The sequence below is a fragment of the Thermoleptolyngbya oregonensis NK1-22 genome, assembly GCF_032705245.1.
In the GTDB taxonomy this organism is placed as follows: domain Bacteria; phylum Cyanobacteriota; class Cyanobacteriia; order Elainellales; family Elainellaceae; genus Thermoleptolyngbya; species Thermoleptolyngbya sichuanensis.
Genome location: NZ_CP053540.1, coordinates 873172 through 899469 on the forward strand (window position 1 = coordinate 873172; position 26298 = coordinate 899469).

General features: G+C 58.1%; 19 protein-coding genes. 12 read left to right on the forward strand and 7 right to left on the reverse strand.

Going from position 1 to position 26298, the window contains the following annotated elements; genetic code table 11:
• Window positions 1-396 precede the first annotated feature (396 nt).
• The 9 genes from HNI00_RS03760 (at window position 397) to HNI00_RS03800 (ending at window position 13231) form a co-directional block, all read left to right on the forward strand.
• The gene (locus HNI00_RS03760) at window positions 397-1662 is read left to right on the forward strand and encodes a glycosyltransferase (protein ID WP_316790802.1); all 1266 of its coding nucleotides are present in this window, start codon (window positions 397-399) and stop codon (window positions 1660-1662) included.
• A gap of 120 nt (window positions 1663-1782) precedes the next feature.
• A complete protein-coding gene (locus tag HNI00_RS03765; RefSeq protein ID WP_316790804.1) occupies window positions 1783-3135 on the forward strand; it encodes an oligosaccharide flippase family protein in 1353 nt (450 codons plus the stop codon).
• Between the two features lie 19 nt (window positions 3136-3154).
• On the forward strand, window positions 3155-4558 hold the full coding sequence (locus HNI00_RS03770; RefSeq protein ID WP_316790805.1) for a hypothetical protein: 1404 nt from the start codon (window positions 3155-3157) through the stop codon (window positions 4556-4558).
• Window positions 4559-4630: 72 nt separating this feature from the next.
• Window positions 4631-5875, forward strand: coding sequence for a glycosyltransferase family 4 protein (locus HNI00_RS03775; protein WP_316790807.1), 1245 nt, complete (start codon window positions 4631-4633; stop codon window positions 5873-5875).
• Between the two features lie 77 nt (window positions 5876-5952).
• Window positions 5953-7002, forward strand: a complete 1050-nt coding sequence (locus tag HNI00_RS03780; protein ID WP_316790809.1) for a hypothetical protein — start codon at window positions 5953-5955, stop codon at window positions 7000-7002.
• Window positions 7003-7141: 139 nt separating this feature from the next.
• On the forward strand, window positions 7142-8152 hold the full coding sequence (locus tag HNI00_RS03785; protein WP_316790811.1) for a glycosyltransferase family 2 protein: 1011 nt from the start codon (window positions 7142-7144) through the stop codon (window positions 8150-8152).
• Window positions 8153-8739: 587 nt separating this feature from the next.
• On the forward strand, window positions 8740-9270 hold the full coding sequence (locus tag HNI00_RS03790) for a serine O-acetyltransferase (protein WP_316790813.1): 531 nt from the start codon (window positions 8740-8742) through the stop codon (window positions 9268-9270).
• A 148-nt stretch (window positions 9271-9418) separates the two neighbouring features.
• Window positions 9419-11209, forward strand: a complete 1791-nt coding sequence (locus HNI00_RS03795) for an ABC transporter ATP-binding protein (RefSeq protein ID WP_316790815.1) — start codon at window positions 9419-9421, stop codon at window positions 11207-11209.
• A 336-nt stretch (window positions 11210-11545) separates the two neighbouring features.
• The gene (locus HNI00_RS03800) at window positions 11546-13231 is read left to right on the forward strand and encodes a hypothetical protein (RefSeq protein ID WP_316790817.1); all 1686 of its coding nucleotides are present in this window, start codon (window positions 11546-11548) and stop codon (window positions 13229-13231) included.
• Between the two features lie 103 nt (window positions 13232-13334).
• Here the strand turns inward: HNI00_RS03800 and topA are convergent, their stop codons facing one another.
• Window positions 13335-16202 (reverse strand): type I DNA topoisomerase, encoded by a 2868-nt coding sequence (topA, locus tag HNI00_RS03805; RefSeq protein ID WP_316790819.1) that lies wholly within the window; start codon window positions 16200-16202, stop codon window positions 13335-13337.
• A 532-nt stretch (window positions 16203-16734) separates the two neighbouring features.
• Between topA and HNI00_RS03810 the strand changes: the two genes are divergently transcribed.
• Window positions 16735-18294, forward strand: a complete 1560-nt coding sequence (locus HNI00_RS03810) for an NAD(P)H-quinone oxidoreductase subunit N (protein ID WP_316790821.1) — start codon at window positions 16735-16737, stop codon at window positions 18292-18294.
• A gap of 207 nt (window positions 18295-18501) precedes the next feature.
• Here HNI00_RS03810 and HNI00_RS03815 read toward each other — a convergent pair whose 3' ends face one another.
• The 6 genes from HNI00_RS03815 to HNI00_RS03840 form a co-directional block, all read right to left on the reverse strand.
• Complete coding sequence (locus HNI00_RS03815; RefSeq protein ID WP_316790823.1) at window positions 18502-19455, reverse strand: asparaginase; 954 nt, start codon at window positions 19453-19455, stop codon at window positions 18502-18504.
• 184 nt (window positions 19456-19639) lie between these two features.
• Window positions 19640-20158, reverse strand: coding sequence for a CGLD27 family protein (locus HNI00_RS03820; protein ID WP_316790825.1), 519 nt, complete (start codon window positions 20156-20158; stop codon window positions 19640-19642).
• 349 nt (window positions 20159-20507) lie between these two features.
• Window positions 20508-20972, reverse strand: a complete 465-nt coding sequence (gene rsfS / locus HNI00_RS03825; protein WP_316790827.1) for a ribosome silencing factor — start codon at window positions 20970-20972, stop codon at window positions 20508-20510.
• 187 nt (window positions 20973-21159) lie between these two features.
• The gene (gene yqeK, locus HNI00_RS03830; RefSeq protein ID WP_316790829.1) at window positions 21160-21795 is read right to left on the reverse strand and encodes a bis(5'-nucleosyl)-tetraphosphatase (symmetrical) YqeK; all 636 of its coding nucleotides are present in this window, start codon (window positions 21793-21795) and stop codon (window positions 21160-21162) included.
• Between the two features lie 112 nt (window positions 21796-21907).
• Window positions 21908-23353, reverse strand: a complete 1446-nt coding sequence (locus HNI00_RS03835) for a WcaI family glycosyltransferase (protein WP_316790831.1) — start codon at window positions 23351-23353, stop codon at window positions 21908-21910.
• A 235-nt stretch (window positions 23354-23588) separates the two neighbouring features.
• Window positions 23589-23903, reverse strand: coding sequence for an acylphosphatase (locus tag HNI00_RS03840; protein WP_420156296.1), 315 nt, complete (start codon window positions 23901-23903; stop codon window positions 23589-23591).
• A gap of 535 nt (window positions 23904-24438) precedes the next feature.
• Here HNI00_RS03840 and HNI00_RS03845 point away from each other — a divergent pair.
• Together HNI00_RS03845 and groES are read left to right on the forward strand one after the other, a co-directional pair.
• Window positions 24439-25530, forward strand: a complete 1092-nt coding sequence (locus HNI00_RS03845) for an endo-1,4-beta-xylanase (protein ID WP_316790835.1) — start codon at window positions 24439-24441, stop codon at window positions 25528-25530.
• A 342-nt stretch (window positions 25531-25872) separates the two neighbouring features.
• Window positions 25873-26184: a co-chaperone GroES gene (gene groES, locus HNI00_RS03850; RefSeq protein ID WP_172356367.1), complete on the forward strand. Its 312-nt coding sequence runs from the start codon at window positions 25873-25875 to the stop codon at window positions 26182-26184.
• The last annotated feature ends 114 nt before the right edge of the window (window positions 26185-26298 follow it).

Genomic DNA, 26298 nt, shown 5'->3' on the forward strand with positions numbered 1-26298 from the left:
TCGGTGCAGTTTGAATTGGGCTTAGGTGAATGAGCGGGTTTTCAATTTCGGTGCTGCTCGGTGCTGTTTGGTGCTGGATAAAGGCAGAGTGGGCGATCGCACGCTGCGTTGATTCAGAAACTCTGGCTTTAGAATGCCCAACGGCTGGCTCTCAGTAACGCCCGCAAGTCTAGTCAAAATTGCGGAGATTGCCAGGATTTGCTTCGGCTTTGATGCATCTTGGCGTGCTTAAAACCGGGCCGATATTGCCCCTCAATCCAGTTTCAGTCCAGCCGTTGGAAGTTTCTGCGACGCATACTTGGCGTGGCAAATGTTACCGCCTTATCCCGGATGGGCACACTGGATTGGGGCGCAGCCTCAGCCCGCCCTTAGCACCCCCCCCCTGCAAAAGCAGCCATGACGATTGCGTATCTGGTGAATCAATATCCCAAGGTCAGCCACAGCTTTATCCGGCGAGAGATCCTGGCGCTGGAGGCGGCTGGCACGCCCGTTGCTCGCTTTTCGGTGCGCTCCTGTAGCGGCGAACTAGTCGATCCTGATGACCAGGCAGAGCTACACAAAACTCAGGTGATCTTGTCGCAGGGTGTTTCTGGCTTGCTGACCGGATTAATTCAAACGGCGTTGGCTCACCCCGGACAGTTTCTAAAAGCACTTGCCTTTACGCTGAAGATTAGTCGTCGGGGTCAGCGCGGGCTGGCTCATCATCTGGCTTACCTAGCGGAAGCCTGCATTTTGCGACGCGAGTTTGAGATCCAGGGAATTACGCATGTCCATGCTCATTTTGGTACGAACTCCACGACCGTAGCCATGTTGTGTCACGCGCTAGGCGGGCCGACCTACAGCTTTACGGTGCATGGCCCCGAAGAATTTGACCGACCAGAGGCGCTGCTGCTGCCCGAAAAGATCCGGTGGGCGGCAGCGGTGGTGGCGATCAGCGCCTTTGGCAAAAGTCAGCTCATGCGCTGGTGTGAGGCTGCCGACTGGCGCAAGATTCAGGTGGTTCACTGCGGCGTAGATGAAGAATTTCTCACTCAGGCGGCGACCCCGGTTCCCGAAACGCAGCGGTTGGTCTGCGTGGGGCGACTGAGTGAGCAAAAGGGACACCTGCTGTTGCTGGAGGCGATCGCCCCCCTAGCGGCGGAGGGTATTCCCTTCAAGCTCGTGCTGGTGGGCGACGGCGAACTGCGTCCCCAGGTAGAGGCGGCTATTGCTCAGTATGGTCTAGAGTCTTACGTCGAGATTACGGGCTGGGCCAGCAGCGCAGAGGTGCGGCAGCAGCTTCAGACTGCCCGTGCGCTGGTGCTGCCCAGCTTTGCAGAGGGGCTGCCCGTCGTGCTGATGGAGGCGCTGGCGCTGGCGCGTCCGGTCATCAGTACCTACGTAGCGGGGATTCCCGAACTGGTGGAGCCGGGGCGATCGGGCTGGCTGGTGCCGCCGGGCGCAGTAGAAGACCTGACGGTGGCGCTGCGGGCGGTGCTGCAAGCAGACACAAAGACGCTCAGCGCGATGGGACATCATGGGCGATCGCGCGTGATTCAGCAGCACAACGCCGCCACCGAAGCTCATAAGCTGGCCGCCCTATTCCAGCAGATTGAAACCGAAGCGCGATTGTCTGAGGCGATCGCCCTGCCTGACCTGTCCCAACCAATCCCCGAAGGCTAGGCATTGCCTGCGGTTGCTCCTGGCTGTCTGCCCCAACCCCATCTGCTGCCTTCGCTCAACAGCATCTAGCCTGCTTGGAACGCGACCGAACGTCTCTCTGCCCCTTCTCATGGAATTCGCATGGCCTCTTCTGCCTCTCTCAACCGACTAGCCCTCAGCGGCGTGATCTGGACTATTGCAGGCTACGGAGCCAGCCAGGTCATGCGTTTTGGCGGCAACCTGATCCTCACCCGACTGCTGTTGCCGGAATATTTCGGACTGATGGCGCTGGTGAATATTCCCATCATCGGGCTGCAACTGTTCTCCGACGTGGGCATCATTCCCAGCATTGTGCAAAACAAGCGCGGCGACGAACCCGCGTTTTACAACACGGCCTGGACACTGCAAATTGTGCGGGGCTTTGGGCTGTGGCTGTTTTGTCTGGCGATCGCCTATCCCACGGCCCAGTTCTACAACGAGCCGCGCCTGCTCTGGCTAATTCCCGTCGTTGGGCTGACCACTATTCTTAACGGGTTTGAGTCCACCGCCGTTGCCACCCTGCGTCGCCACGTTGACCTCGCCAAAACCATCAAATTTGACGCGCTCATGCAGGCGGCCTCCCTAATTTTCATGATTATCTGGGCCGGCTTCAGCCCGACGATCTGGGCGCTGGTGGGCGGCAACCTGGTGGCGGCGGCCCTGCGAACGGCTCGAAGCTTCTGGTTGATTCCGGGCTATCGCAACCAACTGTGCTGGGACAAAGACTCCCTGCGAGATCTCTTTAGTTTTGGCCGCTGGATCTTTATTTCTACGGCGCTGACCTTTCTGGCGACCCAAGCCGACCGCCTGATTCTGGGTAAATACATCTCCATCACCATGCTAGGGATTTACACTATTGCCTTTACCCTGTCGGACATTCCCCGGCAAGTGATTGGCGCATTGGGAACCAAGGTGATTTTTCCCGTGGTGTCGCGCACGGCAGATCTGCCCCGGCCTGAACTGCGGGCCAAGATTTTGAAAAAGCGCTGGCTGCTGCTGATGGGGTCGGCGCTGCTGCTGTCGGGCGTGGTGGGCTTTGGCGATTTGTTTATCCTGACGCTGTATGACAACCGCTATCGGGATGCGGCGTGGATGGTGCCTGTGATGTCCTTTGGGCTATGGCACACGCTGCTGTATAGCACCATGAACCCCTGCCTGCTGAGCGTGGGCAAGTCGGTTTACGGCGCTTGGGGCAATCTGCTGCGATTTGGGGCGATCGCCCTTGGGATTCCCTATGGGTTTGAGGCGGCGGGGCTATGGGGCGGCGTGCTGGCCATCACCTTTAGCGACCTGCCGATGTATGGCGTGGTGCTATACGGACTGGAAAAAGAGCGGCTGGGCTGCTGGCGGCAGGATGTGCAGGCGACGGCCGTGTTTTTGGGACTGCTGGCAGCGGTGCTGGGGCTGCGGCTGGCGCTGGGTTGGGGGCTGCCTGCCTTTGGCGGATCGGTGTAAATCCTGAGGAGCGATCGCCATGAGTCCAACAGTTGCCCTGGTGATGTACGGCTGGATTCCCATCGTGCTGTACCTGTTCACGCGCTATTCTCCCCCGCGGGCCGTCATCATCAGTTTTGTAATCGCGTGGCTATTCCTGCCACAGGCGGCCATCGTGCTGCCCAGCATTCCCGACTACACCAAAATGTCGGCGACTTGCTATGGCATTTTGCTGGCAGTGTTTGTGTTCGACTCAGGACGATTTAGCACCTTCAAACCCGGCTGGATCGACGGGCTGATGGCGCTGTATTGCATCAGTCCATTTGTCTCGTCCATGGCCAATGGGCTGGGGGCCTACGACGGCGTTTCCAGCAGCCTGGAGCAGGTCGTGAGTTGGGGGCTACCCTACTTTTTTGGGCGATTGTACCTGAGTAATCTGGCAGGCATGAAGCACTTGGCGATCGCCATCTTTGCGGGTGGCTTGACCTATATTCCCTTCACCCTTTACGAATCGCGCTTTAGCCCCCAGCTTCACCGGATGGTCTACGGCTATCACGCCCGCGCCGACTTTTCTCAAACCATGCGGATGGGCGGCTATCGCCCTACGGTGTTTATGTCCCACGGGCTGGCAGTGGGAGCCTGGATGATGGCGGCGGCGCTGGTGGGCATCTGGCTCTGGAAAAGCGGCGTGCTGAAAAAGTATTGGGATCAGCCGATGAAAACGCTGGTGCCCGTCATGGTGGTCAGCTTTCTCAACTGCCGATCGACGGGAGCCTACCTGCTGCTGGTGTTTGGCCTGATCATCCTATTTCTGGGCAGCAAGCTGAAAACTTACATTCCGCTCATCCTCCTGGTCGTATTCATCGGCACGTACCTCTACATGGGCGCAACGGGCTACATTACGCCCGATCGCCGCGACAGCATCGAAGAATTTGTCACCAAAACCCTAAATGAAGAACGCGCCCAATCGCTGATCTTCCGGCTGGAAAACGAGGAACTGCTGAGCGAGAAAGCCCGCCAGCGGCCTGTGTTTGGCTGGGGCGGCTGGGGGCGGGCCCGCGTCTACGATGACTACGGCAAAGACATTTCTGTAACGGACAGCCTGTGGATCATTGCCTTTGGGAATCAGGGCGCGTTTGGGCTGATCACGCTGTTCAGCACCATGATCGTCCCGTCGTTTCTGCTGTGCGTCAGTCGCTACCCGCCAAAAGTTTGGGCCCACCCGCTGGCGGCTCCTGCGGTCTGCGTGGCGGTCGTCACAATTCTGTTTGCGCTGGACTGTGTGCTAAATGCCATGCCCAATCCCATTTTCACCCTCTCTAGCGGCGGCATTGCAGGGCTGGTGCTGAAACCGGAGCCGCTGCGAAAACGAGTGCCCAAACGCAAACCCGCGGGGCGATCGCTCCCTCGTCGAAGGCACAGCATACCGCTCGCTTCACCCTAGATTTGGGAACGCTAATTGAAAGACTTGCGATGTGCTGCGACTCACTTTTTTGCTGCTCTTGAGGTTGTTTTCATGCAAAAGATGATGCCATCATCTCTGCGCGTTTTGTACGCGGCTGGGCCCGGTAACGTGATTGGTACGTATCAACACTGGAGCCAGCAAAAAGATGATCCATCGCAGGTGTCTGTGACGTACTCCGGGCAGTTCTTTGAAGTCTGCCGCGAACTCAATGCGAATGCTTACGTGATTTCTTCGTGTCGAGATAAACGAACGCTTCAGGATGGCGCATTTATCCTAGAACATCGACCCATTCCCTTTCGGAAGGCAACGGGGCTGCTCTACCACGCAGGGCAGATTTGGTATGGGCTGCGGCTGGCGATTACGGCTGTGCGGTTCCGCGCTGATGTGGCGGTTGTGGCTGATGGCACGACCCACTGGTTTATGCTGTCGCTGCTACCCCGGCTGGGGGTGCAGGTAATCCCATCGCTGCACTGTGTCCTGTGGCGCAAGTTCTTGCCCATGCGAAAACTTGAAAAGACCGCGCTCAGGTGGGGAAAACGCTTGTTTCAGCGGGATTGTCGCGCTATTTTGGCGATTTCTGATGATATCGCTGAGCAGGTTGCCATGCTCACCCATCGTCAGCATCGCACCATCTCCATCTTTACCCCTGTCTATCGGCGGGAACAGTTTGCCCTGCTGAAGCCGCCTGACGAAGCGCGATCGCCCTTCCGCGTGCTGTTTGCGGGGCGCATCGAGCCAGAAAAGGGCGTGTTTGACCTGCTGGACATCGCCAAGCAAACGCGCAGCCTCAGCCCCAATATCGTATTCGACCTGTGCGGCGATGGCTCGGCGCTGGATGCCCTGAGACAGGCAGCGGCCGCAGCAGGATTGGCGGATTCCTTTATCTGCCACGGTCACTGCGACCAGTCCGCTATGCGGCGGCGCTACGAAGCATCCCACGCCGTCATCGTGCCCACCCGCACCGACTTTGTGGAGGGCTTTAACAAAGTGGTAGTGGAAGGGGTGCTGGCGGGTCGTCCGGTGGTCACGTCCGCTGCCTGCCCTGCCCTGTCTGCGGTGCGCGAGGCGGTGGTCGAAGTGCCGCCAAACGATATCGCAGCCTACGCCGAGGCGCTGGTGACGCTGATGGGCGATCGCGCTTTTTATCGACAAAAGCAGCAAGCCTGCCTCAAGCTGCAAGACCGTTTCTATGACCCCAAGCGCGGCTGGGCGGCCCGATTGAAAACGCTGCTGCTGACTTGCAAATCGCAAAACTATGGTGCGAGTGCGCTGCAACCCGAATATCGCGAAACCTGACCGCAGTCCTGGGAATCGAATCCGAACGGCGCAAATCCAGAACCAAAGCACACTAAAGCACATTACGGAGCAACCCTATGTCATCTGTCGCCCATTTGCCGGACACGCTACCGGACACGTCTTTGCCGGATAGAACCTCAGACTTCACCCCGGATATCACCTTTGTCTGCTGCGTCGAGTCGGGCTGGCTGGAAACCCAGACCGTGCGGATGGTAGAGAGCCTGCGGCGCTGGGGCGGGGCCTTTGCCGATGCGCCCGTGGTGGCAGTCACGCCCCGCTTTGGGCCGCCGCTGTCGGGCAAGACGCTGCGGGCGTTTGACCGCCTGGGCGTGGAATACCTGCGCTTTCGCGCCCCCAATCCCTACGCCTGGAAAAGCTTTTTGAACAAGCACTACGCGATGGCGGCTGTTGAGGAACGCTGCACCACGGAGTTTCTGGGCTGGTTGGATAGCGACCTGCTGATTTTGGGCGAACCCGACCAGCTCCGCCTGTCCGACGACGAAGACTTTGCCGCCTGCGCCCCCGACAAAAACATCGGCACATCGGGCCCGGACGACCCGTTTGAACCCTACTGGCGCGAAGCTTGCAAGGTGGCAGGGTTGGAGCTATCCGATTTGCCGTGGGTGGTGACGGAGCGCGAGGGCATCAAAATCCGCCTGTACTGGAACAGCGGTGTGTTTGTCTATCGCCGCGCCACGGGCTTCTCCAAAGTCCACCTGGACACGACGCTGAAGCTGCTGGATGCTCACATTGCCTCCGCCAAGGCGGGCGTGTATTTTACCCAGCACACCCTGGGCATGACGATGGTGAAGATGGGCCTGCGCTGGCGATCGCTCCCCCATTCACACAATTACGGCATGGGCACCAAGACCCATGCCCAGTGGTATGACCCCGAAAAGCTGCGGCAAGCCAAGATCTTGCACTATCACGATGCGATGTGGATGCCGTTTTGGGACACGTTTCTGCAATGTCTGAACGACACGCATCCCGATGTAGGAACCTGGCTGGCAGCGCAGGGGCCCCTGATCAACAGCGCCCCGCCCCAGTGGAAACTGCTGAGCAAGGGGCTAAATCGGCTACGCCAGCAAAAGGCCGCCAAATATCAAAAGCTCTGTACCGTGATTTGACGGATGAGTGGATTGATACCGTGATTTTAGCCGCTGTGTGATTTAATCTCAGTGGATCGAAAAGGACGGGTTCCGGTGCATTGATCGACCCATCGCTAGCCCAAAGCAACCCAGTTGTGCGCGTTTTTGATCAACCCCTATGACTCAATCTTTACCCCTGACCCCAGCGACCCGCCTGCTGGTGGTGATTGTGAACTATCGAACGCCCGACCTGACCATCGACACGCTGCGATCGCTCGTCCCCGAAATTCAGGCCATGCCCGATACCCGCGTGGTGGTGACCGACAACCTCTCGCCAGATGACTCGGTCGCAAAAATCGGAGGGGCGATCGCCGCTGAGGGCTGGGACTCTTGGTGTACCTTTATGCCCCTGCCGAAAAACGGTGGCTTTGCCTATGGCAACAATGCGGCGATTCGGCTAGCGCTGCAATCGCAACACCCGCCAGACTACGTGCTGCTGCTCAACCCAGATACCATCGTTCGGCCGCGGGCGCTGCAAGTGCTGGTGCAGTTCATGGACGAGCATCCCAGCGTGGGGATTGCGGGCAGTCGGCTAGAAGATCCAGACGGCACGCCCCAGCGCTCGGCCTTCCGGTTCCACACCCTGTTGAGCGAAATCGACAGCGGGCTGCGGCTGGGCGTGGTCAGCCAACTGCTAAACCGCTGGACCGTTGCGCCGCCCGTCTCAGACGAGACGTTTCAAACCGATTGGGTTGCTGGAGCCAGCATGATCATCCGCCGCGAGGTATTCGATGCCGTCGGGCTGATGGATGAGGAATATTTCATGTACTACGAAGAGATGGACTTTTGCCTGCAAGCCTATCGCGCCGGGTGGCCCTGCTGGTATGTGCCAGAGAGCCACGTCGTGCATCTGGTGGGGCAAAGCTCCGGCGTGACCAACCAAAAGCAAGCGCCCAAGCGTCGCCCGCAATACTGGTTTGATTCCCGCCGCCGCTATTTCGTGAAAAACCACGGCTGGCTCTATGCCGCTGCCACCGATGCCGTATGGGCCAGCACCTTTGCCCTCTGGCGGCTGCGGCGCGTCCTCCAGCAAAAGCCCGATGCCGACCCGCCCAATTTCCTGTCCGATTTCATCGCCAACAGCGTGTTTTTGAAGGGCGCAGATATTAAGCCTGCCCGCTGTTCCTGAGATTGCTTCGGCGGAAAGTCTGGCTGGGTTTTTCAGATAGCGTTGAAAAATAGCGTTAAATCTAGTTCTCCAAAAAACCTCTTTGAAGGGCTACTGTGTACACACAAGTCTTCTACGCTTGAGCGGCGATGTGTTGATCCCCCCTAACCCCCCTTGAACAAGGGGGGAACTGATCCCACCCTTAATCCCCCTTGAACGATCCCCCCTGACCCCCCTTGAACAAGGGGGGAACCGATCCCTCCTAACCCCCCTTGAACGAACCGATCCCGCCTAACCCCCCTTGAACAAGGGGGGAACCGAACTTAGAGTGACCCGAAGCAAGGAGAACTGGCTTAGAAGTCCCCCTTATTAAGGGGGATTTAGGGGGATCTTTCAGAGCCTGACGCAAAAAATCGAGATGGTGTACATGGTGTACTGTACATAGTCGCTTGCTAAGGAGGGAGTCGAGCCGCCCGATCACAGTCCCCTTGACGAAGGGAGATTTAAGGGGGATCAAACGCCGACTTCCTAAACAGAACCCTCACTGCATACCCTAACCCCAAATTTCATCTATGGTTGCTCATCCCGATCCCTCTATCCCCTCGATAATGTCTGCTGCTTCGGATGATGCGCCGCTGTCGCTGTGGCAGCAGATCAAAGAAGACTGGATCGCCCACGGCCGCGACTGGACGAAGCCGGGATTTCGCGCAGTGGCGGTGCATCGCTTTGGCGTGTGGCGCATGAGCATCGAGCCGAAGCTGCTGCGGGCCCCGTTTAGCATTCTTTATCGGGCCATGTTTCGCCATGTCCGCAATGTCTACGGGATCGAACTGCCTTACACGGTGCAGCTTGGGCGGCGTGTGATTATTGAACACCAAGGGGCGATCGTGATTCATGGGCAGACGGTGATCGGCGACGACAGCGTGATTCGTCAGGGCGTGACGATGGGCAACCGCTATCTCGATCGCCCCACGGAAGCGCCCCGCCTCGGCAAGCGGGTGAATGTGGGCGCGGGGGCGAAGATTCTGGGTGCGGTGACGCTGGGCGACGATGCCAATGTAGGCGCAAACGCCGTGGTGTTGAAGGACGTACCCGCAGGCAAGACGGCGGTGGGTATTCCTGCCAAGATTATCGACTAGCAGGGGCAAGGGCTTGGGCAGCCAAGCAAGGGACGGGCTGGGGCAACGGCTTGGGCAGCCAAGCAAGGGACGGGCTGGTGCAACGGCGATCGCCCCTAGTCTGATAGGCTTGAGGGAATTGTTTTAGGGCTTCGGGGGCCGCTGAGCCGTGCCATCGTCTGATCTGTCTGATTTGGAAGACAAATCTTCACTGCTGCCGCTCCAGCGCGTTTTGGGCAGCTTGCGGCACTATCCCTGGCTGACGCTGGGCGGGCTGCTGAGTGCGCTGCTGCTAATTGCGGCCTACGCAGCAACACCGCAACTCTTCCGATGGGCCATTGACCAGGGGGTGGCGCAGCGCAATCTGCGCGTGGTGCTGTACGGGGCGGGTGGGCTGGTGGCGGCGGCGATCGCCCGGGGCGTGTTCAACTTTGGACAAAGTTTCTGTGCCGAGGCGCTGTCGCAGGGGGTCGCCTACGATCTGCGGAACCGTATTTTTCAGAAAATTCAAAACCTCAGCTTTAGCTACCACGACCAAGCGCAGACCTCGCAACTGCTGACGCGAGTGACCAGCGACATCGAGCAGGTGCGGACGTTTCTTAGCACCAGCCTGATTCAGGTGATTAGCGGCGTGGTGACGCTGGTGGCGATCGCCATCATCCTGCTGATTATGAACTGGGAACTGGCGCTGATCACACTGACGGTCGTGCCCGCGAGTAGCTGGCTGATGGCGCGGTTTTTGCGTCAAAACAGCAGCCTATTTCGCCAGGTGCAGGAACAGTTGAGCAATCTAAACGCCGTGCTGCAAGAGAACCTGATCGGCGTGCGCGTAGTCAAGGCGTTTGTGCGCGAGGACGTGGAAACGGAGCGCTATTCCGACCTGAATCAAGATCTGGTGGCGACCAACCTGAAAACGGTGCGGTCAATTCGCAACACGTTTCCGTTTATCTTTTTGCTGAGCAACCTGGTGACGGTAGCAGTGATCGGCTATGGCGGCGCGGCTGTGATTGGCGGCCGCTTTTCGGTAGGCGAACTGGTAGCGTTTAACTCCTACCTGCTGCTGATTTTGCAGCCGATTTTGCTGATTGGCTTTGCGGCCCCGGCGATCGCCCAGGCAGCGGCTTCGGCAGAGCGCGTGTATGAAGTGGTGGATGCTGAAATCGAAATTCGCGATCGCCCCAAAGCGGTTCCGTTTGTCACCTGCGGCGGCCGCATCACGTTTGAGAATGTGTCGTTCCGCTATCCTGGCTCCAGCACGCCCGCCCTCCGCCATGTGTCTTTCGAGACTCGGCCCAACGAGCTAATCGCCATCCTGGGCATGACCGGATCGGGCAAAAGCACCGTGGTTAACCTGATTCCTCGGTTTTACGACGTGACAGACGGAGCCGTGCGGATTGATGGGCGGGATGTGCGCGATTTCACGCTGCAAAGCCTGCGATCGCGCATCGGCATCGTGTTTCAGGAAACGACCCTGTTCTCCGGCACGATTTTGTCCAATATCACCTACGCCAAGCCCCACGCCACCCTAGAAGAGGCGATCGCTGTGGCAAAAACAGCGCAAATTCACGACTTTATCATTAGCTTGCCGGAGGGTTATCACACCCTCGTCGGGGAACGGGGCGTGGGGCTATCGGGCGGGCAAAAGCAGCGATTGGCGATCGCCCGTACCCTGCTGACCGACTACAACATCCTAATCCTGGATGACAGCACCTCGGCCGTGGATGCCAAGACCAGCGCCGAGATTCAAGCCGCCCTCGACGACCTGATGCGCCGCCGCACCTGCACCTCCTTCGTAGTGGCCCAGCGCATCAGCACCGTCCGCACTGCCGATCGCATTCTGGTGATGGACAAGGGGCGACTGGTGGCCCAGGGCACCCACGAGGAACTGCTGAAAACCAGTCCGCTCTACGGCGTGATTTTGGAATCCCAGGTGAAGAAATCCGTCGTAGCCTCCGCCTAAACTGCCCATCTCAACTATCTCGATCCAATGCTTCTGCCCCACCCCTTGTCCTGACACCCAGATCAATCCCAGATCAATTCTTACAAGTCTTATCTTACAAGTCTTACAAGCGCTTCTCACTAGCGCCAATGCCTGGAGACCTCATCAACGCCTAGTCTGGCAATCCAAAATCCCCAATCCAAAATCCCCAATCCAAAATCCCCAATCCAAAATCCACAACCTGTCTCCAAATGGGCATCAGCGGGTAAATTGGGAGGGCAGATAGTCGTTTGGAGCCGCGACGGATAATCGCGAAGCCGAATTGCAAGACTGGCAAGACTGGGAGGACAGGAAGCGATGGAACCACTCAACGCCGCACAGCGCAGGGCATGTTTTCAACAGGCGGGCGATCGCGCTGGGGTTCATGCGCCGCTGTTGGCGGCCCTCCACGCGGTGCATCAGGCTCCAACCCTCAGCGATGGTGAAGTCGGCCTCGGCATCTCGCCTGCCAACCAGGTGGCGCTGACAGAGGTGGAAACGCTACCTGGACAGGCGCAGGTCGCCGCCAGCACGGTTCGCAGCATCACCGATCGCCTAATTGCTCAGGGCTGGCAAAGCGCTGACCTGTGGGACGTGGATCGGGGGCACTATGGCGATCGCTTTTTGACCGCCTTGGCGGAGGGCTATTCGCCGCCGCCCAACGACACCCACGCCGCCCAGCTCGAACCCTGCGACGGCGGGGCACTGCTGCGAGCCTATGTCCAGAGGGTGGAAGCAGACCATCTGGCGGCGGGTTTGCCGTCTAACCTGGCGTTTGTGGATGGGGCGCTGCTGAATTTCCTAGAACAGGTGCCTGCAACCTATCGCGGGCTAAGCCACGAGCGAGACGGACTGCTGGAGGCAGTGCGACTCTGGCGGAAGTTGGACAGCCAATCGGCCGCCATTCACTCGCTCTTGCCCCGTGGGTCAACCTCTGAGCCAGACGCGCTGCCTGCTACGGACCGCCTGGACATCGCCCTGCAAGACCTGAGCCGCCGCCTGCCGCTCAACTACGCGGGCTATCCCCATCAGCGGGAGGCGCTGCTGCGGCTGGTGCAGTGCTGGCGACAGTTGCCCAGCCGAGAAGCGGCGATCGCCTCTCTAGAAAAGAGAGATCCCCTTTCCCCAGATTTGACCACGCTAGACCCAGCGCTGATGGCTTTTGTGCAGCGGCTTCCGGGGCATTACCTGGGCAAAGGGGAACAGCGCAATGCCCTAACGGAAACCTTTCGCCTATGGCAAGGCCTGGATTCGCGCACGACAGCCGTGCGGACGCTGGGCGTAGACCCAGAATCCTTGATGAGTGCCAGCCCCGCCGCGCTACTGGATGCTGCTCGCCAGCTTGATCAGCAGCTTCTGCGATTTGTCCAGCGGATTCCCGCCGCCTATCGCCAAACCGATGCTCAGCGAGTGGCCCTGCTGCATCTGGTGCGGACCTGGCGGGGGCTGGAAACAGGCGAGGCCACCGTGCGATCGCTCGTGGATGACCTGCGGCAGTTGCAATCGGCACGTCCCGGCTCTCCAGACGCAATGCCTGCGCCCGTACCCGACCTGCTGCCCGTGCTGCAAACCGAGTGGACGCTAGACACGATTCAACTGCACGGGGCGATCGCCCCTGGCGGACGGCTGACCTGGGCGGAGGCGACCCAAGGCGGGCTGTACCTGCCAAAAAATCTGGCGGCGATGCGGGCGATCGTGCGGCTGGCGACGGCGATGGAACAGGTGGCGACGCGACTAGGGCGATCGCCCCACATCATCGCGTGGCACTGTTCTCCGGAGGCAGCCAGAGCCTTGCCTGGCCCCAATCCAGATCAGCATACGCTGGGCTGTGCCTTGCTGTTCTACTGCGACGGTCTTACCGCGCAGCAGATTTACTGGACGCTCGATCCCTGGTGGACAGGTGGGCTGGGGCGGTTTACCCAATATCCAGCGCTGGTCTACCTAGAGAGCAGCGGGGCGATCGCCAGCCCAGAGCCAGATCACCGCGTCCGCTGGGTTCACTAAAATCAAGCGTTTCTAGAATCAAGCGTTTCTAGAATCAAACGTTTCTAAATGCCCAGCATCAGGCAGTTCCAGTCAACAGCACCAGTCAAAGTCAATAAGACGCTCAGGACGCTTTGGTAGACTTAGTGCTGCGCGTGGTGGATGCCGCTTTTTGGGTTGTGGACTTTGCAGGGGTGGATTTTGCTGCCGTTTTTTGGGCAGGCGCTGGTTCGGTTGGCGTTACCTCAGCCTCGGCCTCAGCGGTCGATTTAGCAGATTTGGTTGTCTTCTTCGCAGCGGCCGCCTTAGTTGTGCTGGATTTAGCCGTGCTGGATTTAGCCGTGCCAGCCTTTGCGCGGGTTGTTTTGGTGGTTTTGGTCGCCGTCTTGGTGGCCGAAGTCTTCGTGCCTGCGTCGCCAGTTTTGCTGGAACGGCGCGAGGTTTTCTTGGTGGCGGCTTTTTCTGCCAGCGCTTTCAGGGCCGCTTCCATGCTGATGGACTCGGCTTTTTCGCCTTCAGGCAGGGAGGCATTGAGTTTGCCGTGCTTGATGTAAACGCCGTAGGGGCCGTTGTAGAGGTTCACGGGTTCGCCGTCTTCCGGGTGGGGGCCTAATTCTCGGATCGGAGCCGCGGCCCGTCCGCGTCCGCGTCCCGCTTTAGGCTCTGCCAGCAGTTCTAGCGCCCGCTCTAGGGTAATCGTCAGCACGTCGTCGTCGCCTTTGATCGAGCGATAGTCCTTGCCGTTTTTGCCCTGGTCATGGACGATGTAGGGCCCAAAGCGACCCAAGTTCGCCTGAATCTTGCAGCCCGTTTCCGGGTGCATCCCCAGTAAACGCGGCAGCGCCAGCAGGTTCACCGCCTGCTCCAACGTTACATCTTGGGGCTGCACGCCTTTGGGCAGCGAGGCCCGCTTGGGCTTGGGGTTTTCATCCGTTACGTCGCCAAGCTGCACATAGGGGCCGTAGGCTCCGATCAGCACGTAAATTGGTTCGCCCGTTTCGGGATGAAACCCAAGCTTGTCCGGCCCTTCGGTTTTTTGACGCAGCAGCACCTCAACCCGCTCGGCATCCAAGTCAGACGGCGTAAAGTCTTGGGGAATGGTAGCTTTAACCGGCCCCTCCTCGGTTTCGGTTTCGATATAGGCTCCGTAGCGGCCAATGCGGACTTTGGCATCCAGCCCCTCCAGATCCACGCTGCGGGCTTCGGCAGGGTCGATCTGGCTCTCGCGCTGCTTCACCTGCCCGTCTAGCCCGGTTTCACCCAGGTAAAACTGCTGGAGATAGGGCAGCCAGTCGGCTTCGCCTGTGGAAATGTCGTCTAGTGTGCGCTCCATGCGAGCGGTAAAGCTGGTGTCTACCAGGTCAGGAAAGTGCTTTTCGAGCAGGCTGGTGACGGCAAAGGCAGTGAAAGTGGGCACGAGACTGTTGTTCACCATTTGGGCATAGCCCCGGTCGATGATGGTGCCGATGATGCTGGCATAGGTGCTAGGGCGACCGATGCCTTCGCTTTCCAGCGTTTTCACTAGGGACGCTTCGGTGTAGCGGGCGGGCGGCTGGGTTTCGTGGGCGATCGCCTCTAGCTCCTGACAATTTGGATGGTCGCCCTCCCGCAGCACAGGCAGGATCACTTCCTGGTTTTCGATTGCCGCATCGGGATCGTCCGACCCTTCCACGTAGGCCCGGAAAAAGCCGGGAAAGTCAATGCGCTTGCCCGTAGCGCGAAATCCCGCATCTTCTGCCTGGATCTGCACGGTGATATTCGTCTGGCGGACTTCTGCCATCTGGGTGGCCACCGTGCGCTTCCAGATCAGGTCATAAAGCTGAAACTCGCGCCCGCTCAGGCCCGTTTCCTGGGGCGTGCGGAAGGTGCTGCCTGCGGGACGGATGGCTTCGTGGGCTTCCTGTGCGCCCTTGCTCTTAGTAGAATAACGACGCGGTTCGGGGCTGAGGTATTCGCTGCCATACATCTGCTGAACGCAGCTTCGAGCGGCGGCGATCGCCTGTTGCGACAGGTTCACCGAGTCGGTTCGCATGTAGGTGATATAGCCCTGTTCATAAAGGCTCTGAGCCACGCGCATCGTATCACGGGCCGACAGGCGCAGCTTGCGGTTGGCCTCCTGTTGCAGCGTCGAGGTGGTGAAGGGCGGCGAGGGCTTGCGCGTCGAAGACCGCTCTTCTAGTCCTGTGACAGTCCAGGTTGCCGACTGGAGGCGATCGTGCAACGCCTGGGCCTCTGCCTCACCCAGCAGCAGCACATCGCGTCCGGCGATGATTTGTCCCGTCGATTCGTCAAAATCTGCCCCCGTGGCAATGCGGCGGCCACCCAGGGTCACCAGTTTCGACTCAAAGCTGCTGCCGTCTTTCTCCAGCGTCGCCTTCAGATCCCAGTAAGACCCCTTGCGAAAAGCGCGGCGCTGCCGTTCGCGGTTGACCAATAGCCGTACTGCAACTGACTGAACTCGCCCTGCCGATAGACCCCAGGCAATTTTTTTCCACAGCAAGGGCGACAGCGTATAGCCCACTAGCCGATCTAGAATGCGCCGAGTTTCCTGGGCATGAACCAGTTGCTCATCCACATCGCGGCAGTTTTGCAGGGCCTCGCGGATGGCTTCCTCGGTAATTTCGTGGAACACCATGCGCTTCGTGGGCACCTTGGGCTGGAGCAGTTGCAGCAGGTGCCAGCTAATGCTTTCCCCCTCACGGTCTTCGTCCGTCGCCAGGATTAGCTCGTCGGCCTGTTTTAGAGCCTCTTTCAGCGCCTTGACAACTTTCTTCTTGTCCTGCGGCACGATGTAGAGCGGCTCAAAATCTGCGTCTACGTTGACCCCCAGTTTTGCCCACTCTTCGCCCTTGACCGAAGCGGGAATGTCGCTCGCCGACTGGGGCAAATCTCGCACATGGCCCATCGATGCCTCGACCCGATAGCCCGGCGGCAGGTAGTTGCGGATGGTTTTCGCTTTGGTGGGGGATTCGACAATGACGAGAGTTGACATGGATCTCAGTCGTGCTAAGAAAAAGGACGCAGATGGAGAACGTATCGGTAACGCTTCGATCTGGCGGGGGCCGGGCGAGGACGAGACAGATAGGCGATTACAGACAGGCGATTACAGACGGGCGATTATGGGACAGTCCGTTTGACTGATGCCTGTTCTCTACTTATAGACCATAGCCTTGAAAAGTAGGGAATCTCAAATCGTAAGGATTTTACAAGAAGGAAATCTTTTGGGGGCTATTAGGAGAAACAACGGGGATTATCGGCCGAGCCGCACGTAGCGCACAGATTTGCGCGGTATGATCCATTAGAAATGGAAAGAAATGGAACGAGCCTGACCTGCAATGCAGGCGGTTAAAAAGCAGTTTGCCCACAGAAAGCGGATTCGGCAACCACGTTTGAACGTTTTTTCGGTTTGAACGTTTTGTCGAGTGTTTCGTTCAAGCGCTTTTGTCTAAACTGCCCATGATTCTGATAAGGTCATTTTGTTCCATCACATCTTCAACTTTGCGCCGTTTACGCTAGACCCCCTTATGGACTTTTCCACGCTTGTCGGCCAGCTTAATGCCGGAACCATTCTGCCGGAAGGGATTGTGATTGCCACGCTGATGGTGGTGCTGATCGGAGACTTGATTGTGGGGCGATCGTCGGCTCGATGGACTCCCTATGTGGCGATCGCCGGACTGTTGGCGGCCGTTGTGGCGCTGGTGCCGCAGTGGGATATCGCCGAACCCGTTTCGTTTCTGGGGAGCTTTAGCGGAGACACCCTGAGCGTCGTATTTCGCGGCATCATTGCCCTGTCGGCGGCGCTGACGATCCTGATGTCGGTGCGCTACGTAGAGCAATCGGGCACATCGCTGGCCGAGTTCATCGTGATTTTGCTCACGGCGACGCTGGGCGGCATGTTCCTCTCTGGGGCCGATGAACTGGTGATGGTGTTTGTGTCGCTGGAGACGCTGAGTATCTCGTCTTACCTGCTGACGGGCTATATGAAGCGCGACCCCCGCTCGAACGAGGCGGCGCTGAAGTATCTGCTGATTGGCGCGGCCAGTTCCGCCATTTTCCTCTATGGCTCGTCGCTGCTGTACGGGCTGTCGGGTGGGGAAACGCGACTGGGGGCGATCGCCACCAACGTTGCGATCGCTGGGCTAGAAGACTCCATTGGCATTGTGATCGCCCTGGTGTTTGTGATTGCGGGCATTGCCTTCAAGATTGCCGCTGTGCCCTTTCACCAATGGACCCCAGACGTGTACGAAGGGTCTCCAACGCCCGTAGTCGCGTTTCTGTCGGTGGGTTCTAAGGCGGCGGGCTTCGCTTTGGCGATTCGCTTGCTGGTGACGGCCTTTCCTGCTGTTTCCGACCAGTGGCAGTTTGTGCTGACTGCCCTGGCAATTCTCAGCATGGTGCTGGGCAACGTGGTAGCCCTGGCACAGACCAGCATGAAGCGACTGCTGGCCTATTCCTCGATTGGTCAGGCGGGCTTTGTGATGATTGGGCTGATCGTGGGTACTCAGGCCGGCTATTCCAGCATGGTGTTCTACCTGCTGGTGTACCTGTTCATGAACCTGGGCGCGTTTTCCTGCATCATCCTGTTTGCGCTGCGGACGGGCACGGACGAAATTGCCGAGTACAGCGGTCTGTATCAAAAAGACCCGCTGCTGACCCTGGCCCTGAGCATTTGCCTGCTGTCTCTGGGGGGCATTCCGCCGCTGGCAGGCTTCTTTGGCAAGATTTATCTGTTTTGGGCAGGCTGGCAGGCCGGGGCCTATGCGCTGGTGCTGGTCGGCCTGGTGACGAGCGTAATCTCCATCTACTACTACATCCGCGTGGTGAAGATGATGGTGGTGAAGGAGCCGGATGAAATGTCTGAGTCGGTGAAGAACTATCCGCCGATCCGCTGGACGCTGCCGGGAATGCGACCGCTCCAGGTAGGCATCGTCACGGCGCTAATCTTCACCTCGCTGGCGGGTATTCTGTCCAATCCGCTGTTCACGCTGGCGAATGACTCGGTTGACAGCACGCCGATGCTGCAACCCGCGCTACGGGTTGAACGGGCCCTGATGGCGATCGCCCGTCAAAATCCTGTGGAGTAGGGCTGCGGCCGCACTCCGATGGAAGGGGAAGAGCGAAGAAGGAAGAGCGAAGAAGGAAGAACGAAGAGCGAAGAGTGAAAGGTGGGTGGCTGATCGCTTGGCGATGGGCCACCTGCTTCTTGTGGTTACCGTTTTTCGGTTACGGTTCTGCGATCGCAGTGCAAGACTGGACAAGATCTGCAAAATACAAAAATCACACCAGGAAAATCACACGACGGTTAGGTCGCCCTGCACATCCAGCCGCTTAAAGTTGCCCAGCGTCAGGTAGCGTTCGGTCAACGTTTCGGCGATCGCCGGGGTCACCCAGCCTAGCTGCTTGAGCAGGTGAACCGCGACAGCATACTTGGCTCGCTTGGCTCCGTCCATCACCTTAATCGCCAGCCCCATGCCTTCGCCCACGCGGCCAATGCACTGAATCCCCTCTGCACCCGACTTGCTTACCAGCGCACCTTCTGATAGGTGCATCACTTCTGTATCAAACTCGCCCTCGCCTGCCACCAGAATGGGGTGATGGGTCATCGCTCGCACAATGCGTTCCAGATCCAGGCTGCTGCCCGACGCAAGCTGGGCGAACAGCGTCGCCATCTGCCCCAGTTGCATAAAGTAGGTGGGTGCGCCGCAATCGTCGTGGGCAGAGATGAATTCCGCCGCAGGCATCCGCAGCAGTTCTGAGACCTTGGACAGGATCAGCGTCTGCACCGGGTGGTTGCGCTGCAAATAGTCGGAGGTGGGATAGCCAAGCTGGCGGCAGACTGCTAACATGCCCGCATGTTTACCAGAGCAGTTATGCTCTAGCGGGCTACGCTTGCCATCGGGAATGGGGCATTGCAACATTGACGGGTCAACGTCGCAGCGCCAGAGAATGTTGAACACCTGGCGCACCTGCTCGATCGTGCCGCGATGGGAACTGCACATAATCGCCAGATCGCGATCGCTCAACCCAAAGCGCTCCAGCGTGCCCGTGCTGGTCACTGCCATCGCCTGAAACGGCTTGAGCGACGATCGCACAAAGGAAGCCGTCTCCGCACTGCCCGCGACGGACAGCACGCGACCACGATTGTCTGCGACTGCCGCCTGCACCAGGTGCCGCGACTCGATAATGCCCTCTCGCAGCAGCCGAACTTCTAGCTCTGCGGTCTGTACTCGTTTTCCCCTAGTCATTCCTGGCCTTAGCCATTTCCAGTAAATAAAGTCCAGCGTCTTCCGCCTCTAGGACTGTGACACACTGCGTCCACCAGCGCAATAGAAACGCCATGATGTGTCATGAGATGGCTTGACAGCAGTTGTGGTGGACGGCAGATGTGTTGGATCGAGACGATGCCAGTCAACGGTTCTCGCGAGGGAGTCACGTCAACGAGCTACGATGCGAGAGAATGCCCCAGATAATGCCACTGAGAACCAGCAATAGCCCAAAGATGGCAAACGTGCGCCAGAGCCGCTTCATAATAGGCTGAATTTGGTAGCTCACGATCAGGCGATCGCGCTGCAACACCTCTTCGGGCTTCGTCCAGGTCTGGCCGTCATACCAGCCCGATTCTTCATAGAACACGGTTTCCTTGGAAAGGCGATCGCGCACATACCACCAGCCTAGCGTCAGCCGCACTAGCGCCAGCAGCGGAATCACGCAAGCCCCTACCGCCGCGCTCAGGGCAAACAGCGCTGGATATTTCGCGGGCGGAAAGCTGACCGCCGCCACAGGCCCAGACACCGCCCAACTCAAGCCCCAGAGAATCAGAATCGGCTTGATATAGTGCCAGAGGTCGAGCGTCGCCCAGCGAAAAAACCAGGACTCCTGCAAGTCCTGAAACTCATTGATGGGTTGCTGCTCGGAGGGAACCGGGCAGACGGGCAGAGAGGATTTCATGGGCAACAGGTGGGCTGCATCCTAGCGCGAGGTGGGAAACGGTGAACGAAATGCGCTGACTTCTCGCGTCATCCGCACTGAGTCTGGTTTCAAATCGGATTCTGAAAACAATCCTGAATGCAGTCTACTGTAATCCACGAATCTGGTGTAGCTAGGGGCAGACAGAAGCCAGAAGACGGTGCTAAAAGTCAAGCTGCACAGGGCTTTTGTGATTTCCAGGCTCCTCGCTACCTTGTTTAAACCCAGCCGCCCAGGACAGAGGGCACTCGACCCAGCAAGATTCTAGTTAAACGCTCCGGACTAAAAGACGCGGGTCAAATGGCCCTTCTCAAGGTCGTCAAACGCTCCCCTATCCTTTTGCAGAGGTGCTTGCGCTTTGCAGTGCCGCAAAAGACAGCCGCTCGGCGTGTCCCCAAAACGCTTCTAGGTTGTAGAACTCGCGGTCTTTTTCGAGGAAGATGTGGGCAATGACATCGCCGTAGTCGATGAGTACCCAGTTGCCTTCGGCTTGCCCCTCGATTCGCACGGGCACCCGCTGGAGTTTTTCCTTCACCGTTTGCTCAATGCTGTTGGCGATCGCCCTCACCTGCACATGCGAAAAGCCCGTCACCAGCACAAAATAATCTGCCAGGTAAGACACATCAGCCACCTTCAGCAGCACAATATCATCGCCTTTGCGGTCGTCGGCGGCCTGGGCGATCGCCAGCGCCAGGTCATCGCTGCTGGAGTCGGTTTCGAGGGTGAGGTGAGGGGCGGATGCATCGGCAGCCAACCGGGTAGAAAGCAGGGCCTCTAGCGGAGATTCATGGGTCATCAAATGTTCAGTACCTCTAGGTTTGATAGGACAGGGTTTGATAGAACCGGGTTTGATAGAGCCGGGGATTCAAGACTGGCTGAATCGAGATTGCAGGCAGGATAGCAAAAAAACAAAGTTTTGCATTGTGTGATGAACAACGAAGCAGCGGGCAAAAAATCAAGTTGCGGTAAATCTTGGAACCAAGTCAAGTTGCAGCGCGATATGCCTCGGCGGCGGGGCTGCGCCATCGCCCCGAATCTGCCTGGAGAAACCAGTTTCGGGTTTGCAGGGCGCGGGGATGAATTAAATGTCCAGCGTCCAGCAGGTGTTTGAAGGTATAGTCGCAGGTCATCCAAACTGCTTGCGTTAAATTTTGTTGACTCACGGTTCGCAGATGACGCAGTTCGTCGGTGTTGCCGCGACCCGGTTCTAGCGTGTCTGCCAAAAACACAACACAGCTAAGGGCGCTCATCCCCGGACGACCGAGGGTATGGTTGGCGATCGCCGCCAACACGTCGGCATCGGTCACGCCAAATTCTCGCTGCGCCACGATCGCCCCCACGTCGGCATGGAGCAGGTGGGGATTGGCTTCGTCTACCGGATCGAGCGGCAGCCCCGCCTCGTCCGCGATGCTCAGCAGCGTTTGGGGTTTGAAGTATTTCGCCAAATCATGCAGTAGTGCTGCCAGGGCTGCCCGTTGTGGATCGAGATTATGAACATGGGCCAGGGCGATCGCCATCTGCTCGACCCCAAGCACATGCTGCACCCGCGAGGCTGGAACCTGCGCCTCTAGCCAGCTCAGGATGCGGCTCCGCAGCGTGTCGTTGTCTAAATCAACCATGCTGGATTCATGCTGCTTGAGGATGCATAGAAACGCATAGACTTGCTCACTGTCCCCTGCCAGATGAGTCGCCAGATGAACCAATTGTAGCGCAGGTTACGAGATGGCTGGCTTACCGCTGGGATTGGCGACGAGCTGGCTCGGTGGAACTCGTTGGGCTGTTGGAGGTTGATCCGCTGGGCATGGAACCGTTAGCGGTTGAACTGTTAGACGTTGAACTAGGTGGTGAACTAGGCACTGAACTAGGCGATGAACCATTGGGCAGCGGAGCAGCGAGTGGCGTGGCAGTGGGGGGAGGGGGTAGGGCGATCGCCGCTGTTCCTGGCTCTGTCGAACCGGTCAGCGAGTGGAATAGCTGTTCATAGGCGGCGATCGCCTGCTCAAAGCGATAGTGCTGGAGGGCATACTGTCGCCCTTGGTGGGCCCACGCGACCCGCTGCGGCGCATCGTGATAGACCGAGCGCAGCGTTTCTGCCAGTTGCTCTGGCTGTTCCGGCTGCACGACCGTTCCCGCCTCGCTATGCAGCACGAGTTTTGCCAGCTCACCCTCCATCGGGGCCGAAGCCACCACCGGGCAGCCGCTGGCCAACAGCAGTTGAAACTTCGACGGCATGTTAAAACTCACCACATTCTTGCGCTGCACCACCAGCCCCACATCGGCCGCCGCCATCAGATGGGGCAATTGTTCTCGCGGCTGAAAGTCAAAAAACTGCACGTTTTCTGCATGGCACTGCCGCGCATAGTCCTGCAACTGCTGACAGGCTTCGCGCTCGCCCACAATTGCAACGATCAAATCAGGCAAATCGCGCAGCAGTGATGCGGCCTCGACCACCGTTTCCATGCCCTGAGTCAGGGCAATGTTGCCCGCGTACAGCACGATAAATTTTTCTTGCAAGCCGTGCTGCTGGCGGAATCGGTTCTCGGCTGGCGGCATCGGGCGAATAAAGTTTACGTCTACCCAATTGGGAATGCAGGTTAGCTTTTGGGGCGACACGCCCTTGTTTATCAGGTTTTGAGCAAAGCCGTCGGCAATCACGGCGATCGCCGTTGCGGTGCGGTAGGCAAATCGCTCCAGCGCCTCGAACGCGCGAATGGCCAGCCGATTTTTCACAATGCCCAGCCGCACCGCCGCTTCCGGCAAAATATCCTGCACGTTTAGCACCACCGGACAGCGGTAAATCTTCCCTAGCAGCGCCGCAGGCACGCTGACGGGCAGCGGCGGAGTGGTCAGCAGAATCACATCCGGTCGAAAGCCCCATAGCGCCTGCACGACGCTCGTAATCACAAAGCTGCCATCCAGCAGCACCCGCCCCAGCAGCCCCGGTCGCGGTCGAATCCAGACATAGCAGCGCTGTACTCGCACGCCGTTTTCTACCCGCGTTTGATACAGCCGTCCGCGATAGCCAGGGTAAATGCGCCGCTGCGGATAGTTGGGCATCCCTGTTACCACGCGCACCTCATGTCCTCGCTGTACTAGGCCTTCGGCTAGCTCGGTCATCAGCGGCGCAATTCCAATTGGCTCTGGAGAATAGTTGTAGGAATAGATCAGAATTCGCATGTAGCCAAAAGCGCCAGCAGAATGAGCATCTTAACGCAGAAGCCAGGGGGACTGAAAAACTGCTGTCAGGGATAAATAGCTGCCAGGGATAAATAGATAAATCAAGGTTGCCCACGCGCTGCGTTCAGGCGTGCTTTCTGAGATCCAATGCAGAGATTCAATGCGAGAAGATCCAATGCAGGAAGAGCAAGACTGGGGCGATCGCCAAAATCCAACTTGCAATCTGGCGATTTGCCTACCGCCTTAGCTCAAAGCCCCGTAAATGTTCCGGCGATTCGTATTGCACTGCCACGTCTTTTACGACCGCTGTCGGTGGCCCCTGGTGGCACCAGCGAATCATTTCTTGAACGCGATCGCCCGGCCCCTCAAACACAGCCTCGACGCGCCCATCTGCTAGATTTCGTACCCAGCCGTTGATCTTTAGGAGTGTCGCAGCATCCTGGGTCGCAGAACGATATCCCACCCGTTGCACCTTCCCGGAGATCAGCACCCGCGCCCGCAATAGTGACTGCGCCGCAGCGTCTTGAGCAAGATTCGAGTCTTGAGAGATAGCCGTTCGGGTATTTGGAAGGTTGGATTGTGAAGTCATAAGTCGCTCTGGCTCTAGCAGCCGTTACTTTGGCAGTTCTTCGTTTTCTACTGTAATCTCGGCGTATAACTGGCCTCAGCCTGTAGCGACCCGGCTCGGATCTGCCCCTGTAGTTCCCCTGTGTTATCCCTGTAGTTCCCCTGTGTTATCCCTGTAGCTGCCCCTGTAGCTGCCCGTCGTGGCAACTTTGCACCTATTCTAGTGATTTCTTTTTCTAGTAATTTCTTTTAGTGACTTCTTCTGAGTTGCTTCTCATTACGGCACTGTCAGCATGATGAATGCGATCGCCTGTTCTTTGCAAATCCAACATTCCCAGCAAGTGCCTATTGCAGGGCCACAGTTTCCGTTACGAAGTTCCATCCTGGAACGGGGACTGCACCGCCAAAAACGGCACTCAGGAACCGTAGCCTCCACAAACCCCATACGCACGAGTCATCCCAACGCCGCTGGCAGATTATCTGAAATCTGGACTGGCCCCCGGTTGCAAGACCTGCCCATGAAAGAACTGCCCATGAAAGACCTGAACAGTAGCTCCCCTCCAAGGCGATTGGCGACGGCGCACCTGTTTCAGACGGCGCAAATGGTCGAATCCAAAGCATCAGCAGTAGTGACGTTGCGAGGCTTAGGAGCCACACGCCAGTTACGAATTGGCACTGAGCTAGGGGGATGGGATGACCGGCGCTGGCGACGGCTGGCTGCCCAGCAGTTTAACTATGGCACGCTAGAAACCTATTGGAGCGCCGACAGCACCCAGCGCGGTGTGTATAACTTCCAACGTCAGGATCGGCAGGTGAATTGGGCCAGGCGGGCGCAAATTCAGCTTTATGGTCACGCGCTGGTCTATCCTCAGTTTCGCCTCATTCCGGATTGGCTGCGTCGGGGGCGCTTTACCCGCGAACAATACATCGAGATTTTGCAGCAGCATATCACCACGGTCATGACTCACTTCAAGGGGAAAATCCATGAGTGGGTGGTTGTCAATGAGGCACTGGAAACCGGGGAGCATCCACGAGACTTCTTTCAGCGCAAGATTGGCCCAGACTATGTGGAAATTGCGTTTGCGACGGCTCGTGCGGTTGATCCCACTGCAACCCTGATTTACAACGACTACAACAATGAAACCACCAGCGGGGCAAATACCGAAAACACCCAGCAGATTGTGAAGCGGCTCAAAGCGTTGGGCTTGATTGATGCGGTCGGACTCCAGATGCACCTGGGCGGTTCGACCCGCTATCGCAAAGCCGATCTGGTTCAGACGATGCGGGCCTATGAACTGCCTGTGCATATCACAGAACTGGATGTAGACCTGCGTAGCGTTGCGGGTAGCCAGACACAGCGTTTTCGCAAGCAGGCCCGGCTCTATCGGCGCGTGCTGGAAGCAGCGCTAGAAGCAGGCGTGACTACGATCAACGTGTGGGGATTGAGCGATCGCTATTCCTGGCTAGAATTGCCCAGCGAAAGAAACGCTTCGCCCCTATCCGATCCCTGTCTTTATGACGAAAACTTGCAGCCCAAGCCTGCTTACCAAGCCTGGATTGAGGTTTTACAAGGGGTTTCAGCTTCGCCTAAACGTACACTCCACTCCTAGATGCACTAGTTCGGGAACCCGTACACCCCAAAAAGTTGCAGATTGGCCCACCTGCCAGGTAAATTAGCACTCAGGAGTTGAGAGTGCTAAGTTCTCGACTCGATAGCAACGGCTCAATTGCAGATTGGCATGGGGCAGACTGCTTCTGCTGGGTTTATGGGGCTGCTTCCCGATGGGCGATCGCTCTGACAAGTGTCCGGTTCAGCCTTTCAATATGAACGGGAATGCGGAGCGCGTCAAGGGCAACGTCCTCGCAGCAGGTCTGTCTGGTCAAGCAAGCTAGCAATTGAGCAAGATTCTTTCAACCTAACTGCAACTTTATCGTCTGGAGAGACTATACGTATGGCTGCTGTGTCCTTGAGTGTTTCCACCGTTAAGCCATTGGGCGATCGCGTGTTTGTGAAGGTCAGCGCTTCTGAAGAAAAGACCGCAGGCGGCATTTTTCTGCCCGACACCGCTAAGGAAAAACCTCAAGTCGGCGAAGTGGCGCAGGTGGGCCCCGGCAAGCGTAACGACGATGGCACCCGCCAAGAGCTGGAAGTAAAGGTGGGTGACAAAGTGCTGTACTCCAAGTACGCAGGCACCGACATCAAGCTGGGCGGCGAAGAGTACGTGCTGCTGAGCGAGAAAGACATTCTGGCGATCGTTTCCTAAATTTTGGATTTTGGGTTTTGGACAGACGGCTGCGGTTGCAAGCCGCATGTGTTCCGAGGCCTAGCCCGAAATCGAATCTGTTCAACTGTAAATTCTCAATTGCAAATCCAAAAT

Excerpts from the sequence above, each read along its gene's own strand:
- HNI00_RS03760 (WP_316790802.1), top strand. The coding sequence starts at position 397 with ATGACGATTGCGTATCTGGTGAATCAATATCCCAAGGTCAGCCACAGC.
- HNI00_RS03765 (WP_316790804.1), top strand. The coding sequence starts at position 1,783 with ATGGCCTCTTCTGCCTCTCTCAACCGACTAGCCCTCAGCGGCGTGATC.
- HNI00_RS03770 (WP_316790805.1), top strand. The coding sequence starts at position 3,155 with ATGAGTCCAACAGTTGCCCTGGTGATGTACGGCTGGATTCCCATCGTG.
- HNI00_RS03775 (WP_316790807.1), top strand. The coding sequence starts at position 4,631 with ATGCAAAAGATGATGCCATCATCTCTGCGCGTTTTGTACGCGGCTGGG.
- HNI00_RS03780 (WP_316790809.1), top strand. The coding sequence starts at position 5,953 with ATGTCATCTGTCGCCCATTTGCCGGACACGCTACCGGACACGTCTTTG.
- HNI00_RS03785 (WP_316790811.1), top strand. The coding sequence starts at position 7,142 with ATGACTCAATCTTTACCCCTGACCCCAGCGACCCGCCTGCTGGTGGTG.
- HNI00_RS03790 (WP_316790813.1), top strand. The coding sequence starts at position 8,740 with ATGTCTGCTGCTTCGGATGATGCGCCGCTGTCGCTGTGGCAGCAGATC.
- HNI00_RS03800 (WP_316790817.1), top strand. The coding sequence starts at position 11,546 with ATGGAACCACTCAACGCCGCACAGCGCAGGGCATGTTTTCAACAGGCG.
- topA (WP_316790819.1), bottom strand. The coding sequence starts at position 16,202 with ATGTCAACTCTCGTCATTGTCGAATCCCCCACCAAAGCGAAAACCATC.
- HNI00_RS03810 (WP_316790821.1), top strand. The coding sequence starts at position 16,735 with ATGGACTTTTCCACGCTTGTCGGCCAGCTTAATGCCGGAACCATTCTG.
- HNI00_RS03815 (WP_316790823.1), bottom strand. The coding sequence starts at position 19,455 with ATGACTAGGGGAAAACGAGTACAGACCGCAGAGCTAGAAGTTCGGCTG.
- HNI00_RS03820 (WP_316790825.1), bottom strand. The coding sequence starts at position 20,158 with ATGAAATCCTCTCTGCCCGTCTGCCCGGTTCCCTCCGAGCAGCAACCC.
- rsfS (WP_316790827.1), bottom strand. The coding sequence starts at position 20,972 with ATGACCCATGAATCTCCGCTAGAGGCCCTGCTTTCTACCCGGTTGGCT.
- yqeK (WP_316790829.1), bottom strand. The coding sequence starts at position 21,795 with ATGGTTGATTTAGACAACGACACGCTGCGGAGCCGCATCCTGAGCTGG.
- HNI00_RS03835 (WP_316790831.1), bottom strand. The coding sequence starts at position 23,353 with ATGCGAATTCTGATCTATTCCTACAACTATTCTCCAGAGCCAATTGGA.
- HNI00_RS03845 (WP_316790835.1), top strand. The coding sequence starts at position 24,439 with ATGAAAGAACTGCCCATGAAAGACCTGAACAGTAGCTCCCCTCCAAGG.
- groES (WP_172356367.1), top strand. The coding sequence starts at position 25,873 with ATGGCTGCTGTGTCCTTGAGTGTTTCCACCGTTAAGCCATTGGGCGAT.